Source organism: Mucilaginibacter ximonensis (assembly GCF_042686265.1).
GTDB lineage: Bacteria > Bacteroidota > Bacteroidia > Sphingobacteriales > Sphingobacteriaceae > Mucilaginibacter > Mucilaginibacter ximonensis.
Map to the genome: position 1 here is coordinate 292915 of NZ_JBHUPD010000001.1, position 13998 is coordinate 306912.

General features: G+C 43.9%; 14 protein-coding genes. 6 read left to right on the forward strand and 8 right to left on the reverse strand.

Translation table 11 applies throughout. From position 1 onward, the window contains the following. Positions 1–59: 59 nt before the first annotated feature. Entirely contained in the window at positions 60–329 is a 270-nt protein-coding gene (locus ACFS5N_RS01385; RefSeq protein ID WP_377181442.1) for a hypothetical protein, read from the forward strand. A gap of 74 nt (positions 330–403) precedes the next feature. Then, positions 404–568, forward strand: a complete 165-nt coding sequence (locus tag ACFS5N_RS01390) for a hypothetical protein (protein WP_377181444.1) — start codon at positions 404–406, stop codon at positions 566–568. A gap of 150 nt (positions 569–718) precedes the next feature. On the opposite strand, the gene accD is transcribed toward ACFS5N_RS01390, so the two are convergent. Next, complete coding sequence (gene accD / locus ACFS5N_RS01395) at positions 719–1564, reverse strand: acetyl-CoA carboxylase, carboxyltransferase subunit beta (RefSeq protein WP_377181446.1); 846 nt, start codon at positions 1562–1564, stop codon at positions 719–721. Between the two features lie 832 nt (positions 1565–2396). On the opposite strand from accD, the gene fbaA reads away from it, so the two are divergent. The 3 genes from fbaA to ACFS5N_RS01410 all read left to right on the forward strand — a co-directional run bounded on the left by fbaA (position 2397) and on the right by ACFS5N_RS01410 (position 4559). After that, positions 2397–3476 (forward strand): class II fructose-bisphosphate aldolase, encoded by a 1080-nt coding sequence (gene fbaA / locus ACFS5N_RS01400; protein ID WP_377181448.1) that lies wholly within the window; start codon positions 2397–2399, stop codon positions 3474–3476. Between the two features lie 182 nt (positions 3477–3658). Beyond that, positions 3659–4165, forward strand: coding sequence for a low affinity iron permease family protein (locus ACFS5N_RS01405; protein WP_377181450.1), 507 nt, complete (start codon positions 3659–3661; stop codon positions 4163–4165). Beyond that, positions 4125–4559 (forward strand): GNAT family N-acetyltransferase, encoded by a 435-nt coding sequence (locus tag ACFS5N_RS01410; RefSeq protein ID WP_377181452.1) that lies wholly within the window; start codon positions 4125–4127, stop codon positions 4557–4559. Before ACFS5N_RS01405 ends, ACFS5N_RS01410 begins: the two co-directional genes overlap by 41 nt. A 344-nt stretch (positions 4560–4903) precedes the next feature. Here the strand turns inward: ACFS5N_RS01410 and ACFS5N_RS01415 are convergent, their stop codons facing one another. The 6 genes from ACFS5N_RS01415 to ACFS5N_RS01440 all read right to left on the reverse strand — a co-directional run bounded on the left by ACFS5N_RS01415 (position 4904) and on the right by ACFS5N_RS01440 (position 12048). Continuing rightward, positions 4904–5764, reverse strand: coding sequence for a hydroxymethylglutaryl-CoA lyase (locus ACFS5N_RS01415; protein ID WP_377181454.1), 861 nt, complete (start codon positions 5762–5764; stop codon positions 4904–4906). 9 nt (positions 5765–5773) lie between these two features. Beyond that, positions 5774–7090, reverse strand: coding sequence for an NAD(P)/FAD-dependent oxidoreductase (locus ACFS5N_RS01420; RefSeq protein WP_377181456.1), 1317 nt, complete (start codon positions 7088–7090; stop codon positions 5774–5776). A 92-nt stretch (positions 7091–7182) separates the two neighbouring features. Beyond that, positions 7183–10146 carry a protein translocase subunit SecDF gene (gene secDF, locus ACFS5N_RS01425; protein ID WP_377181458.1) on the reverse strand — a complete coding sequence of 988 codons (2964 nt, stop codon included), beginning with the start codon at positions 10144–10146 and terminating at the stop codon, positions 7183–7185. A gap of 114 nt (positions 10147–10260) precedes the next feature. Then, positions 10261–10743, reverse strand: a complete 483-nt coding sequence (locus ACFS5N_RS01430; protein WP_377181460.1) for a dihydrofolate reductase — start codon at positions 10741–10743, stop codon at positions 10261–10263. 57 nt (positions 10744–10800) lie between these two features. After that, the gene (locus tag ACFS5N_RS01435) at positions 10801–11163 is read right to left on the reverse strand and encodes a four helix bundle protein (RefSeq protein ID WP_377181462.1); all 363 of its coding nucleotides are present in this window, start codon (positions 11161–11163) and stop codon (positions 10801–10803) included. A gap of 90 nt (positions 11164–11253) precedes the next feature. After that, positions 11254–12048 (reverse strand): thymidylate synthase, encoded by a 795-nt coding sequence (locus ACFS5N_RS01440; RefSeq protein ID WP_377181464.1) that lies wholly within the window; start codon positions 12046–12048, stop codon positions 11254–11256. A 127-nt stretch (positions 12049–12175) separates the two neighbouring features. Here ACFS5N_RS01440 and ispE point away from each other — a divergent pair, with 127 nt between their 5' ends. Continuing rightward, positions 12176–12979 carry a 4-(cytidine 5'-diphospho)-2-C-methyl-D-erythritol kinase gene (gene ispE, locus ACFS5N_RS01445; RefSeq protein ID WP_377181466.1) on the forward strand — a complete coding sequence of 268 codons (804 nt, stop codon included), beginning with the start codon at positions 12176–12178 and terminating at the stop codon, positions 12977–12979. A 23-nt stretch (positions 12980–13002) separates the two neighbouring features. Here the strand turns inward: ispE and ACFS5N_RS01450 are convergent, their stop codons facing one another. After that, positions 13003–13287, reverse strand: a complete 285-nt coding sequence (locus ACFS5N_RS01450) for a hypothetical protein (protein ID WP_377181468.1) — start codon at positions 13285–13287, stop codon at positions 13003–13005. Positions 13288–13998 lie beyond the last annotated feature (711 nt).

The following is a 13998-nucleotide window of genomic DNA, read 5'->3' on the forward strand; positions in this document are numbered from 1 at the left end:
TATTTTCTTTATTTTGGCACGGTTTTTCGAATTAGTTAAATAACTAAATTCAAAAACCTATGAAATTCGACGAAAGAAAATCCGGAGACGGTAATAGCAAACGTAACACACACGAAGTGGAAGCTGAGGGCACAAACTACGCGCCTAAAAGCGAGCAACAGCAACATAAGCAAGGTGCTAATGCCTCTTACAGCGAAAAGTCGGACGTAACGCCGCCAAATCATAAAGAAGTTCCATCTGGCCCAATTAAGGCCGACTTTGAAGCTAAGCCGCTTGGCCGTCGCACTGCGCGTATGGTAGGCCATGAGCCCGGCACCGAGAGCTTATAATGTGCTACATAACTGATTTATTAAATACCAAGCGACCGTCTGGCAAAAGATAGCGCTTATTAAAAATTAAGGTCATGAAAACCAGCAATCAAAACTGGGACAGTAACCAGCCCCGTAAAACAGGTAAACAGCAACAAGCTAATCAGCCGAAGCTGAATAAGCATAACAATACCGAAAAGAAGGGTACTTATATTAAAGACATGCCACCTATCGATACCGATAGGCCAGGGGTGATATAAAATTAGTTTGTCATTCTGAGCATAGCGAAGAATCTTATCAAAGCGACTGATAAAGCGCATAAGATCCTTCGCTATGCTCAGAATGACAAACGTTGGTAAAAAGAAAAGGCTGAACATTTGTTCAGCCTTTTCTTTTTATGTTTCAAAAACTTAATTCTTCATCATTTTCAAAAACGCGGCCAGCTCAGCTTTCATTTCCCTGCGGTCGACAATAAAGTCAAGGAAACCATGTTCCTGTACAAACTCGGCAGTTTGGAAACCTTTTGGCAGGTCTTTTTTAATAGTTTCCTTAATAACCCGCGGACCGGCAAAGCCTATCAGCGCACCCGGCTCAGCAATATTAATGTCGCCCAGCATAGCATATGATGCGGTTACACCGCCCGTAGTTGGGTCGGTTAGCAATGATATGTAAGGCACCTTAGCTTCGCTCAGCAGCGCCAGCTTAGCCGATGTTTTAGCCATCTGCATCAGCGAGAAAGCAGCTTCCATCATGCGTGCACCGCCCGATTTTGAGATCATCAGAAAAGGAACTTTATGCTCTATCGAGTAGTCGATAGAGCGGGCAATCTTTTCGCCGACTACAGAACCCATGGAACCGCCGATGAAGTTAAAATCCATACAGGCTATCACAATGTCCTGACCATCAATTTTACCAACGGCGGCGCGGATAGCGTCCTTCAAGCCGGTTTTAAACTGTGTTTCGGTAAGCCGGTCGGTATATTTTTTGGTGTCTACGAAGTTCAGCGGGTCGCCCGATACCATGTTGGGGTACAACTCGGTAAACTCGTTGTTATCAAACAGTATTGAAAAATATTCTTTTGAGCCTATACGCAGATGAAAACCGCAGTAGTGGCAAACATATTGGTTTTCAACCTGCTCAGAATAATGTAAGGGTTTTTTGCATTGCGGGCACTTGTTCCAGATGCCGTCCGGGGCTTCTTTCTTCTCCTCGGTTGTGGTAATTATACCTTGTGTTTCACGTTTAAACCACGCCATATATGATGTATCTCCTGTCGATGTATCTCTATAAAGATGTACCTGCAAAGAAACGAAAAAAGTTTCGAATGGTTTACACGATTGATTGATTTAATGATGTGCAGATATGCGGATGTGCAAATGTGCAGATGATTATGGTGGTGTGTGGAAAATTGGTTGTTGAAGAATAAAGGTTAGGCCACGTGTGATTCCCTCCCTTGGGAGGGGCAGGGAGGGGTTTAACCAAGCGGCAAGCATCGCTGTTCTGTTTCACGCTGATGTAAAACAAGTGAAACAGATGAAACAGGGTTTTGGCGTATATTTTTGTTAGTCAGTGCTTTATGATATTATAGTGAAACAAGATGAAACAGAATGATTAGATGAAAAGGTAACCCATTTGTTGAAAAGTTTCGAATAATAGCATTCCCGCCAGTTGGCGGGTCGCGCTATACGCTCATACTGCGCAGGCCTTATTCACTATGGCCGGTGCCCGCTGCTATCGCTAATGCGGTTGTCTGCACCTTGATTTTGGGGATTATGGGATTTAAGGATTAAGCTTTTTGCCTCTTATTTCAACCGCGTCATTGCAGGGACGAAGCAATCTCTGCATGTGCTAAGCTAATTTGTAGGGTCACAAGTATCCTGCGCACGGGCTTGCGCTACATACTCGCGCCAGTAGGGGGCAATTCTTGTTTCTCCCCAAAACCTCACTATTATTCTGCCATCCCGCCTGTTCATGCAATTAAAGTGTACATTAAACAATAAGTGCGCAATTTATCTATCACTTTTATAGACTTTTTTTACCAAAAACCGATAATGTTTTTTACCTTCGGCCTCCACAAAGTAAAACCAAATGGATTTAAAAAGTTATAAAGGAGTTTTGCACGGCGACCAGGTGCAGGCACTATTTGAAGCAGCTAAAAAGCATCAGTTTGCTTTACCTGCTGTAAACGTTATTGGTACTAACTCAATAAACGCGGTAATGGAAACTGCTAAGGCGGTTAACTCGCCGGTGATTATTCAGTTATCGCATGGTGGTGCGCAGTTTTATGCCGGCAAATCACTGGATAACTCAAAATTGCAGGCTTGTATTTTAGGCGCTACATCAGCCGCTAAGCACGTGCATTTATTGGCCGAGCATTATGGCGTTGCGGTGATTTTACACACCGACCACGCTGCTAAAAAATTATTGCCATGGATTGACGGCTTATTAGATGCCGGCGAAAAATTCTTCGCTGAAACCGGCCGTCCGTTGTTCTCATCGCACATGCTTGACTTGTCTGAAGAGCCAATTGAAGAAAATATCGAAATCTCTGCTCAATACCTGGCCCGTATGGCTAAAATGGGTATGACTTTAGAGATTGAACTGGGTGTAACCGGCGGTGAGGAAGACGGCGTTGACAACAGCGACGTTGACAGCTCACGCTTATATACACAGCCTGAAGAGGTTTCATACTCGTACGAGCATTTGTCGAAAGTTAGTCCGCGCTTTACCGTTGCCGCTGCTTTTGGCAACGTGCACGGTGTTTACAAACCGGGTAATGTTAAATTACAGCCGGTTATCCTGCATAACTCGCAGGAGTATGTTAAACAGAAATTTAACCTTGCTGACGAAAAACCGATCAACTTTGTGTTCCACGGCGGTTCAGGTTCAAGCCAGGAAGAGATTCGTGAAGCTATCAGCTATGGCGCTATCAAAATGAACATTGATACCGATATGCAATGGGCTTTCTGGGAAGGTATTAAAGATTACTACCAGGCTAAAGAAGCTTACCTGCAAGATCAGATTGGTAACCCGGAAGGTGCAGATTCGCCTAACAAAAAATACTACGACCCACGCGTATGGTTACGCAAAGGCGAGGAAAACTTTGTTAAGCGTTTAACCGCAGCTTTTGAAGATTTGAACTGCTTAAACGCAACAGACAAATTGTAATTACAGCTTAGTATAAATACTTGAAAGCGCCGATGTGAAAACATTGGCGCTTTTTTTTAGTTATCATGTGAATTGTCGTGCTGAACTTGTTTCAGCATCCCACACGCTTAGCAATTATGCTGCGATGGGATACCGAAACAAAGTCGGCATGACGTCCCTTTATTTAATTGGTAAATTCAACTATGGCGACTAAGAAAAAGAAAAACTTCTTTGAACGATTTTCAAACTGGGCAACAGCGGCGACGGGCAGCTCGGCAGCTTTTTTTACGGCGATAACCGTTATTGTGATTTGGGGGATTACCGGCCCGGTGTTCAACTACTCAGACACGTGGCAATTGATTATTAATACCGGTACTACGATAGTGACGTTCCTGATGGTGTTTTTGATCCAGAAAGCACAAAATAAAGATTCAAAAGCCATACATCTGAAATTAAACGAACTGCTGGCCTCGCACCAGGGCGCCAGTAATCGTATGGTTGATATCGAGGATCTTACAGAGGTTGACCTTGACCAACTGCATCGTTTTTACGTAGCCTTATCTGAAATGGCTGAGAAGGAAGATGATTTAACTTGCACGCACTCTATTGATGCTGCCGAGGAAAATCATAATTTTAAACTCTCAAATTTTAAGAGCAAAAAGCACTATAATGATGCCCGGGCAAAAAAGGACAGTAGTAAAAAAAGTTAGTGAACAGGCAGACCTGGATAAAGTATTCGCCATACGCCGTGAGGTGTTTGTAGGCGAACAAAACTGCCCGCCCGAGTTGGAGTGGGAATACGAGGATGAATCAACGCACTTTTTAGCAACTGTTGATGGCGAACCGGCCGGGGCTTGCCGCTGGCGCAAAACCGATAAGGGTTATAAACTGGAGCGGTTTGCTGTGCTGCAAAAATTCAGAGGCCTTGGCGTAGGGCAGGAGCTGGTGCGCACAGTGCTGGCAGATTTGCCTGCCGATGCGGACTATGTTTACCTGAACGCGCAAATACAAGCCATGACGCTGTACGCTAAATTTGGCTTTATAGCCGAAGGCCCGCAGTTTGAAGAAGCGGGGATACAGCATTTTAAAATGGTAAAGAGATAATTTAATTTCCCGTCATTGCGAGCGTAGCGTGGCAATCTCTGCACATGCTAAGCAGGGCGTAAATGTAAACATTGTCCCGCTCAATCGCCGCGGGTAAGCTCTGTACTTTTGGCTTGATCCAAAAGTACCAAAAGATCAAGTCATTCGCGATGCTTCTTGCGCACATGGCGATTGCGCTGCAAAGCAGACAAAACCGGGGGAGGGGCCTGTTGCCGCCGATTGTCGCACAAGCTTGCGCTTCAGACAACATTCCCAACACCCTGCAACCACACTGCCCTGCATCGTTTTGTCTGCTTTCAGCCGAAGCGGCGCGCCTGACGGGGGCAACACTCCTAAATTTTTTATTACCCAAATATCCGTCCTGAATAATCCAACGCTTCCTTTAATTTATCGAAATTAAGCCCTGTAAGCGCGTTTTGCTCTGCGAGGTAGCCAATTATGTTTTCGGTGGCGATGTTGCCTGTAAGCTCGTCTTTGGCCATCGGGCAGCCGCCATAACCTTTTAAGGCACCGTCAAATCGTTTGCAGCCGCTTTGGTAGGCTGCTTCTACTTTTTCGTGCCAGGTTGTGGGGGTAGAGTGCAGGTGAACGCCAAACTCTGTTTTATTGAACGATTGGTTAAGTTGTATATAAACAGAACTTATCTGTTCAGGAGTAGCTATGCCGATGGTGTCTGACAACGCAATAATTTTGATGCCCTCATCCACGAGCCGCTCTGTCCACTGCGAAACAATGTCGACGTTCCATTCATCCCCGTAAGGGTTACCAAACCCCATAGACAAATAAACCAGCAGTTCTTTGCCTTTGGATAAGCTTAATTCGTGAACGCGCTTTACGGTGTCAAATGAGTCGGCGATAGACGAGTTGGTATTACGCCTCTGGAAGGTCTCAGAGATGGAAAAAGGGTAGCCGAGATAAAATACCTCCTCAAAAACGCAGGCCTCTTCAGCGCCCCTGTAATTGGCTATAATAGCCAGTAGTTTTGACCGGGTGCTGCTCAGGTCCAGCTTGCTCAGCACCTCGGCAGTATCCCGCATTTGCGGTATTGCTTTTGGTGATACAAAACTGCCGAAATCAACAGTGTCAAAGCCTACCTGTAAAAGTAAGTTGATATACGCCGCCTTCACATCCGTCGGCACAAAATTGTGCAGCCCCTGCATGGCATCGCGGGGGCATTCGGTTAGTTTGATGTTTGCGTTGTTCATTAATTAAAGTTAATCAGCTTTTGCCGTTTGTTTGTCTTTTTTTGGCAATTCTTCGCGCTTAAATCTGCGGATGATTAAACGGCTGCCGCCATTATTGGCTATATAGTTGCCAATCCAGTTCACAAACACCACCACTTTATTTCTGAAACCTAATAAGGAGATCAGGTGCACAAACATCCAGATAAGCCAGGCAAAAAATCCCTGAAACTTTATCTTGCCCAAGTCGGCAATGGCTTTGTTGCGGCCAATAGTAGCTAATGAACCCTTGTCGTTGTATTTAAACGGCTCTGTTGGTTCGCCTTTTATAAGGTGCGCAATGTTTTTGCCGGCCAGTTTGCCTTGTTGTATAGCTACCTGCGCTACTCCAGGGTGACCTTTGGGTGTTTCATCGCTGATCATAGCTGCGACGTCTCCGATAGCAAATACATTTGCTGAGCCCTTAATACGGTTTATGGAATCAACACTTATGCGGTTGCCGCGCTCTATCTTATCTTTGTCAATTCCCTCCGGGATTACACCCTGCACACCGGCGCTCCATATCACATTCTTGGTTTTAATTGTTTTGCCGCCTTCAAACTTAATTTCTTCGCCGTTATAACTTTCAACTTTTACGCCCAGCATTACCTCGACGCCCATATCGGTCAGGAAGCGTTTGGCGGCTTCTGAGCCTTCGTCAGAAAAAGGCCCTAATACTTTAGGCAGAAAATCGACCAGGTAAACCTTCATGTGTGCTTTTTCCAGCTCGGGGTAATCGCGGTCAAGAATGTGGTTGCGCAGCTCGGCCAAAGCGCCGGCCAGCTCCACACCCGTAGGGCCTGCACCTACAAGTACAAAGGTCAAATAAGGCTCACGTTCTTCTTTAGTGGCTTTTAACGAAGCTTCTTCCAGATTTTGCAATACCAGATAACGTAAGTTCAAAGCCTCAGGTATGGACTTCATGGGCATGGCAAATTGCTCAATGTCTTTATTGCCGAAAAAGTTGGTAGTTGAACCCGTTGCAATTACCAGGTAGTCGTATTCAACGTCGCCTATGTTGGTGACTACTTTATTATTCATCATATCAACCGCTGATACTTCAGCTACGCGAAAGCGGAAATTTTTTTGCCCGGCAAAGTTCTTTCGTAACGAAAAAGCGATGGATTCTGCTTCAAGACTGCCGGTGGCTACCTGATAGAGCAGGGGCTGGAAGGTATGGTAATTATGCTTGTCAAGCATTAGTATATCTACCGGTTCATCAGCAAGCTGTTTGGCTACTTCCAGTCCGCCAAAACCGCCGCCAATGATAACTACTTTAGGAAACTTCGATGTTGATGGTGTGTGCGTCATACACTATTTGTTTATGTTTGATAATGTATAACAAAAAAGGCTCCAAACATTGTCTGGAGCCTTTTAATATTTAATTTATTAATCTCGATTAATTATCTCAGATCGTTCTTGCCGAAATCGACAATTACCGGAGTTGCTACGCAAATTGATGAATAGGTACCGAAGCACACACCAATCAATAACGAGAACGAGAAGCCGCGCAATACGTCGCCACCAAATACAAACAATACGATCAATACAAACAATACGGTCAATGCTGTAATTACCGTACGGCTTAAAGTATTATTAATAGCGTTATTAATAACCTCTTTCTGATCGTCAGTTTTAGCATGATGAAGTCTCAAGAACTCACGGATACGGTCAAATACTACCACGGTATCGTTAATTGAGTAACCAATTACGGTCAAAATGGCAGCGATAAACGCCTGGTCAATATCCAGGAACGGAAGGATGTTTTTAAACAATGAGTAGAACGACAATACCATCAAAGCATCGTGAGCGGTAGCAATCATAGCGGCTAAGCTGTACTGCCATCTGCGGAAACGGATCAGGATATAAGCCGAGATCACGATAATGGCGAATATTACTGTCCAGATTGCTGATTTTTTCAAACCGTCGGCAATAGTAGCCTGTACTTTTTGTTGCGCAAGGATATCTTTTGCGGTGATCTTAGTAACAGCTTTTTTGCTCAAGGCCTCAATCAACGTATTTTCAACTTTGGTATCTGCCGAGGTCGAGTTATCCTCGATCAGGTAGTTGGTAGTGATATTAATTTTGTTGGTTCCCAAAGTTTTTACTTCGGTACCATGGCCTAATACACCTTCAACTGCAGCACGTGCGTCCTCAACTGTTGCATTTTTGTTAGGGAAGGCAATAGTATATGTACGGCCGCCCTGGAAGTCGACACCATAGTTAAACCCTTGAGTGAACATAGAGATCAAACCGGCAATGATAAACGTACCTGAGAAGATATAGAATCTGGCACGTTTTTTAACGAAGGCAAAATTTGCGTTTTTGAAGGTGTGTGAGCTCCATGGGTTTGAGAATTTGATATCCCAGCCTTTTTCAATCATCCACTCAAAGATCAATCTTGAGATCAACAGTGAGCAGAACAATGAAGTTACGATACCAATCATCAAGGTAGTTGCGAAACCCTGGATAGGGCCGCTACCGAAGACGAACAGGATAACACCGGTTAAGAAGGTTGAAATTTGTGAGTCAAGAATCGATGATAAGGCGTGTTTGAAACCATCGGCTACGGCTATACGTACTGATTTACCTAAAGCAAGCTCTTCACGAACGCGCTCATAGATCAATACGTTGGCGTCAACCGCAATACCCAACGTTAACACGATACCGGCAATACCTGGTAAGGTTAACACGGCGCGTAAGCTGGTCAATACCCCCATCAGGAAGAAGATGTTGATTACTACCGCAACAACCGCCACGGTACCTGCACGGTTGTAGTAAGCAATCATAAACACCAATACTACCAGTAAGCCCATTAAACATGATAGCAAACCGGCGTTTATTGACTCGGCACCTAACGACGGGCCTACAACGTCTTTACCCACGATATGTGCCGGAACTAATAAACGACCGGCTTTTAATACGTTGGCTAAGTCTTTAGTGTCTTCAACTTTAAAGTTACCAGAGATCGAAGATACACCACCAGAAATTTCGTTTTGTACAGCAGGGGCAGAGTAAACATTATCGTCCAAAACAATGGCGATAGCTTTTTTACCCTGAGCCGCTTCGGCTGTAACTGCGCGCCACTTTTCAGCACCTTGCGAGTTCATCACCATACGTACCTCAGGGTTGCCTTTTTGGTCAACGTCGTTTTGAGCGTCAGTGATAACGTCCCCGCTTATTACCGGTCCGTTATCGGCGCCGGCCAATTTAAGCGCGTATAGCTCAAATACCTTGCTTTTTTCCATTGGTTTTACGCTCCATGCAAATTTGATGTTACGTGGCAATGAAGCCACAACATCTTTGCTGTGCAGATAAGTGTTTACCTTGGCAGTATCTTTTTGCATGGCCCAGCCTACAACCGGTCCCGGGCGCAATTGCTGCTGGCCGGTTTGGTCCTGGTAAGTTGGCGGCGTAAGTATTGAGAACAGTGGGTGAGAAGCTGTAAGCTTTGATTTAGCCAAAGAAGTGTCTTTAGCTGCGTTGCTTTGTACTTTGTTCAATAATGCTAAAGCACCTTTCTTGGTGGTGTCTTTTTTAGCGTCAGTTGTTGTAGTTGCTGCCGCCGCAATTTTTGTCGAATCTTTTGCAGCTGCTTTGGTTTTTGCAGACAACAAGTTGTCTACGTTAGCTAACATCGGGTAAACATCCTGAATCTCGTAAGTCTGATAAAACTCCAGTTTTGCTGAGCCTGACAACAATTTTTGCACACGCTCCGGATCTTTTACACCAGGCAGCTCGATCAAAATACGGTTGGTGTTCGACTCTAACGAGATGTTAGGTTGAGTAACGCCAAACTGGTCGATACGGGTGCTTAATACGGTGTAGGATTGTTTTACCGCTGCATCAGCTTCGTCTTTCAGGTATTTTTCAACCTCGCTGTTCGAAGCATTGAACTTTAAATGTGCTGCGTTGTCTTTAGTTGCAAAGATGGCTGCCAGTTTTCCGTTAGGGGCCAGCTTCTCATATTCGTTCACAAAAAGTGTGATGTAGTCAGACTGGCTGGTTTTGGTATCGTTGGTAGCATTTGCCAAAGCCTGATTGAAAGCAGGGTCAGGATTGTTGTTTGACAAAGTTCTTACCAGTTCATTCAATGACAGCTGCATGGTAACGTTCATACCACCTTTAAGGTCAAGACCCAGCGCAAGCTCTCTATCCAGACAATATTGATAAGTATGGCCAAAAACAGGATAGGCCGGTAACTCGGCTACCGAATCCAGATAAGCTTTAACTTTAGCAGTATCGCCTTTTGCATATGTTTCTGCATCTCTCTCAACTTTGTGTGCTACCCAAGTAAATGATAGCTGGTATAAACACACAAGCGTTAGCACTACGGCGAAAAATTTAATAACCCCTTTACCTTGCATTGTAAATTATAATATGTAATTAATTAGTTTATAAGCATTTTAAACAAGACGGCAAATCTAACAAAATTTTGCAACCCTGAAATTTAAATTAAAACAAAATTTAAAGCCTTGTTGTTAAGCGCGTTCAAGTGTGATGAATGAGAACGGAAACGCATTTTTTTCGTCAGCTTCGTGATCGGTCCGCTCGGTTTCCTTCCATGTATCCGGCTTAATTTCAGGGAAATAAGTGTCGCCTTCAAAGTTTTCATGTACAATAGTCAGGTAAATGCGATCGGTTAAGGGCATAGCCTGCTTGTAAATTTCAGCGCCTCCCACAATAAAAACTTCTTTATGGTCGCGGCACAGGTCCAGCGCTGCCTGCAGCGAGTTTGCTACCTCGCAGCCCGCAATTTCAATTTGTTGCCGTGTAATAATGATGTTGCGGCGATTTGGCAATGGTTTGCCCACCGAGTCATAAGTTTTGCGCCCCATGATAACAGTACCGCCGGTAGTGATCTCTTTGAAATGTTTTAAATCTTTGGGCAAATGCCACAAAAGCTGATTGTCTTTTCCAATAGCGTGATTTTCGGATATCGCTACGACGATGGATATTGTCATTGGGTCATTTTACGCTCCGCGCGTCATTATGGCTTTCGCCGTCATTGGGGCATTAGGTCATTCAACCTTCCCGATGTTTTTGATGTAAATATTTAGTTTTAGATGGATCGTTTCTAACTTCTTGATCAATGATTCATAAACAGCATCATTAATTAAGTTTCTATCACGCGATTTTTTTATCCACGTTTTAGTTTCGATAATCGAGCCCCGGCTAAAATAGCAGAAATTTTTATTTTCCTTGAAATGATATCTGCCAAAACCCTCGGCAATATTGGCGCCTATTGAATCGGCTGCTCTTACCAGTTGTTTACCGATAGTGTCTTTTGCAAAGTAATCCCAAGTCAAAACAATTTTCCAAACCTCATTGGAAAACGATTCAGCAAGATTATAAATTTCTAAATCTTCAATCCGATTACTCATGACAAATTTTTCAATGACTCAATGACACAAAGCAAATGACCCAATGACGGCAACGCCAAATGACGCAAAGCAAATGACCTAATGACGAAACTACACCGCCACTTCCCCCTTAATATGCGGCCACGGGTCATAATTTTCCAGCGTGAAATCCTCAAATTTAAAATCGAAGATGTTTTTCACTTCCGGATTTATTTTCATGGTTGGCAGCGGGCGCGGCTCTCTGGTCAATTGTAACTTCACCTGCTCAAAGTGGTTATTGTAAATGTGGGCATCGCCAAAGGTGTGGATGAAGTCGCCCGGCTCCAAATCGCACACCTGGGCCACCATCATCGTCAATAAAGCATACGACGCGATGTTGAAAGGCACGCCCAAAAATATGTCGGCACTGCGCTGATACAATTGGCAAGACAGTTTGCCATCGGCCACGTAAAACTGAAATAACGAGTGGCATGGCGGCAAGGCCATCTGGTTAACGTCGGCAACGTTCCATGCCGATACAATGATGCGGCGCGAGTCGGGGTTATTTTTGATCTGATTGATGATTTGACTGATCTGATCAATATGGCCGCCATCGGGCGTTGGCCATGAGCGCCACTGGTAGCCGTACACCGGACCCAGGTTGCCGTCGGCGTCGGCCCACTCGTCCCAAATGCGCACGCCGTTATCTTTTAAATATTTGATGTTGGTATCGCCCTGCAAAAACCAGATCAGCTCGTGGATAATTGATTTGAGGTGCAACTTTTTTGTCGTCACCATCGGGAAGCCATCGGCAAGGTTAAAACGCATCTGGTACCCAAACACGCTGACGGTGCCGGTGCCGGTACGGTCGTGTTTCTGGGTGCCGGTTTCCATGACATGGCGCATGAGGTCGAGATACTGTTTCATATTTTTTGAATGAGTGAATTTTGAATGATGGAATGAATGAATGTCTTTCCAGCGTACAAATAAAAAAAATCTATTTTTGACGTCCTACCGGATGTTCATAAAATCATCGGTTGTTAATCATTTTGTCATGATCAATTTTCCAAACGCAAAGATAAACATTGGCCTCAACATCACCGAGCGCCGCGCCGACGGTTATCATAATCTGGAAACCATTTTTTACCCCATTCAAATTAAGGATGCCCTGGAAGTGATTGAGGCGGGTGAGCTGAGCTTTGAGGCCTCGGGCCTGGGCATCCCGGGAAGGGTAGAGGATAACCTTTGCATCAAGGGCTATCACCTGCTCAAAAAAGATTTTGATTTGCCGCCGGTAAAGATTCATTTGCACAAACACATCCCGATTGGTGCAGGGTTGGGGGGAGGGTCTTCGGATGCGGCTTTTTTTATCCGGCTGATGAATGACAAATTTCGTCTGGGTCTTACCGTTGACCAGATGCAAACTTACGCCCGACGACTGGGTGCCGACTGCGCTTTCTTTATCGAGAATAAACCAGTGTTTGCTTTTGAAAAAGGCGATGAGTTTGAAACCATAAAATTAGACCTCTCAGGCTACGCAATTGTTTTGGTGATGCCGGATATCCACATCTCCACCTCTGAGGCCTACAGTGGCGTAAAACCGGCGCCAGTAAGGCAATCTCTTTACGACTTGATATACGAGCCAATTGAGGATTGGAAAAAACTAATCAAAAATGATTTTGAGGAAAACATCTTTCGCAACCATTCTGCCGTTCGCGGGGTAAAGGCTGCCTTGTACGAAGCGGGCGCTATTTACGCCAGCATGAGTGGCAGCGGCGCATCGGTGTTTGGTATCTTTCGCCAAACGCCAGACCTGAGTGCCTTGGAAGCCGGCAACCAGATTTTCTACAACGTCTAGTCCGCGGCTACAGGCCTGCGGTTTTATGGGTGACTGATGTACTCTCGGTCTTCGTCACTTAGTGTATCGTCGCCGTCATTGTTCTCACGGTATTGCGGAGTGTCTCCGGCAATACTGCGCGCCTTTTTTGGGCGGCCCACCAAAACGCCTAAAATAAAACCCACCACGCCAAAAGTAAGCAGTGCTGCCAGTTTTGAAATATAGAACGTACCGAACAAAATATTGAATCGTACGGTTTCGGTGTTTTGCATCAGCACTATCGTGAGCAACACGGTGATGATGATAATTAGCATAGTTGTTATCCGCATATCTTTTTAGGGTTGGTTTTGCTTTTTACCAATATCCGTTTTTTCTGTCGCTATTAAAAATCTGTTTCTAAAATGCGAGGAGCGATGGAACTGAAAAGTCAGAATTAAAAAGTAGAAAACAAGGAGGAGAGTAGCATCTGTTCGATTGCTGAAAATTGGCGAGTTTGCCATCAGTGCCGTTCGTTTGTTTGGTAGGTTCTGCCGATGCTCCTTGTTGATTTTCGCTCCAAAATCTATCTCCTGAATTTTTCGGCTTTTTTGCTCTTATTTTCTTGAAATTCCAACTCCCGTCAACACCCTTCAATTTTTAGCGATTTATAAAAATGCCATTTCAGTACACTAACTGCACTTAATTTTTGGCAAAAAACAATAACTGAATTTTTTGTTTAATTAAATCATTTATTTATACTGAATAACAGGTTTTTATGATACTTAAAATAGTGTATTTTGTTTTTATGCTAAAATATTTAGTATTTATACTGATTTTAAAAGTCGTCATTTCTAAATTATTACTTTATATAAGTTTTATAAGTATCTGATTTTGAATTATATATTTAATTTATATAAATCTATATTTTAAATTTTTTATTCATCTATGTTACTAAAAATAAGTATGTTTTTGGCTTTTCGTGTGGTGTTGATAATTATCGGATTTCAATACACAAATAACCTTTTAAAATTTGCTCTAAAATCGCTCTAAATTTTTGAAAT

Coding starts and splice junctions, on each gene's coding strand:
- ACFS5N_RS01385 (WP_377181442.1), top strand. CDS start 60: ATGAAATTCGACGAAAGAAAATCCGGAGACGGTAATAGCAAACGTAAC.
- ACFS5N_RS01410 (WP_377181452.1), top strand. CDS start 4,125: ATGATGCCCGGGCAAAAAAGGACAGTAGTAAAAAAAGTTAGTGAACAG.
- ispE (WP_377181466.1), top strand. CDS start 12,176: ATGATCAATTTTCCAAACGCAAAGATAAACATTGGCCTCAACATCACC.
- ACFS5N_RS01440 (WP_377181464.1), bottom strand. CDS start 12,048: ATGAAACAGTATCTCGACCTCATGCGCCATGTCATGGAAACCGGCACC.
- secDF (WP_377181458.1), bottom strand. CDS start 10,146: ATGCAAGGTAAAGGGGTTATTAAATTTTTCGCCGTAGTGCTAACGCTT.
- accD (WP_377181446.1), bottom strand. CDS start 1,564: ATGGCGTGGTTTAAACGTGAAACACAAGGTATAATTACCACAACCGAG.
- ACFS5N_RS01390 (WP_377181444.1), top strand. CDS start 404: ATGAAAACCAGCAATCAAAACTGGGACAGTAACCAGCCCCGTAAAACA.
- ACFS5N_RS01420 (WP_377181456.1), bottom strand. CDS start 7,090: ATGACGCACACACCATCAACATCGAAGTTTCCTAAAGTAGTTATCATT.
- ACFS5N_RS01405 (WP_377181450.1), top strand. CDS start 3,659: ATGGCGACTAAGAAAAAGAAAAACTTCTTTGAACGATTTTCAAACTGG.
- fbaA (WP_377181448.1), top strand. CDS start 2,397: ATGGATTTAAAAAGTTATAAAGGAGTTTTGCACGGCGACCAGGTGCAG.
- ACFS5N_RS01450 (WP_377181468.1), bottom strand. CDS start 13,287: ATGCGGATAACAACTATGCTAATTATCATCATCACCGTGTTGCTCACG.
- ACFS5N_RS01415 (WP_377181454.1), bottom strand. CDS start 5,764: ATGAACAACGCAAACATCAAACTAACCGAATGCCCCCGCGATGCCATG.
- ACFS5N_RS01435 (WP_377181462.1), bottom strand. CDS start 11,163: ATGAGTAATCGGATTGAAGATTTAGAAATTTATAATCTTGCTGAATCG.
- ACFS5N_RS01430 (WP_377181460.1), bottom strand. CDS start 10,743: ATGACAATATCCATCGTCGTAGCGATATCCGAAAATCACGCTATTGGA.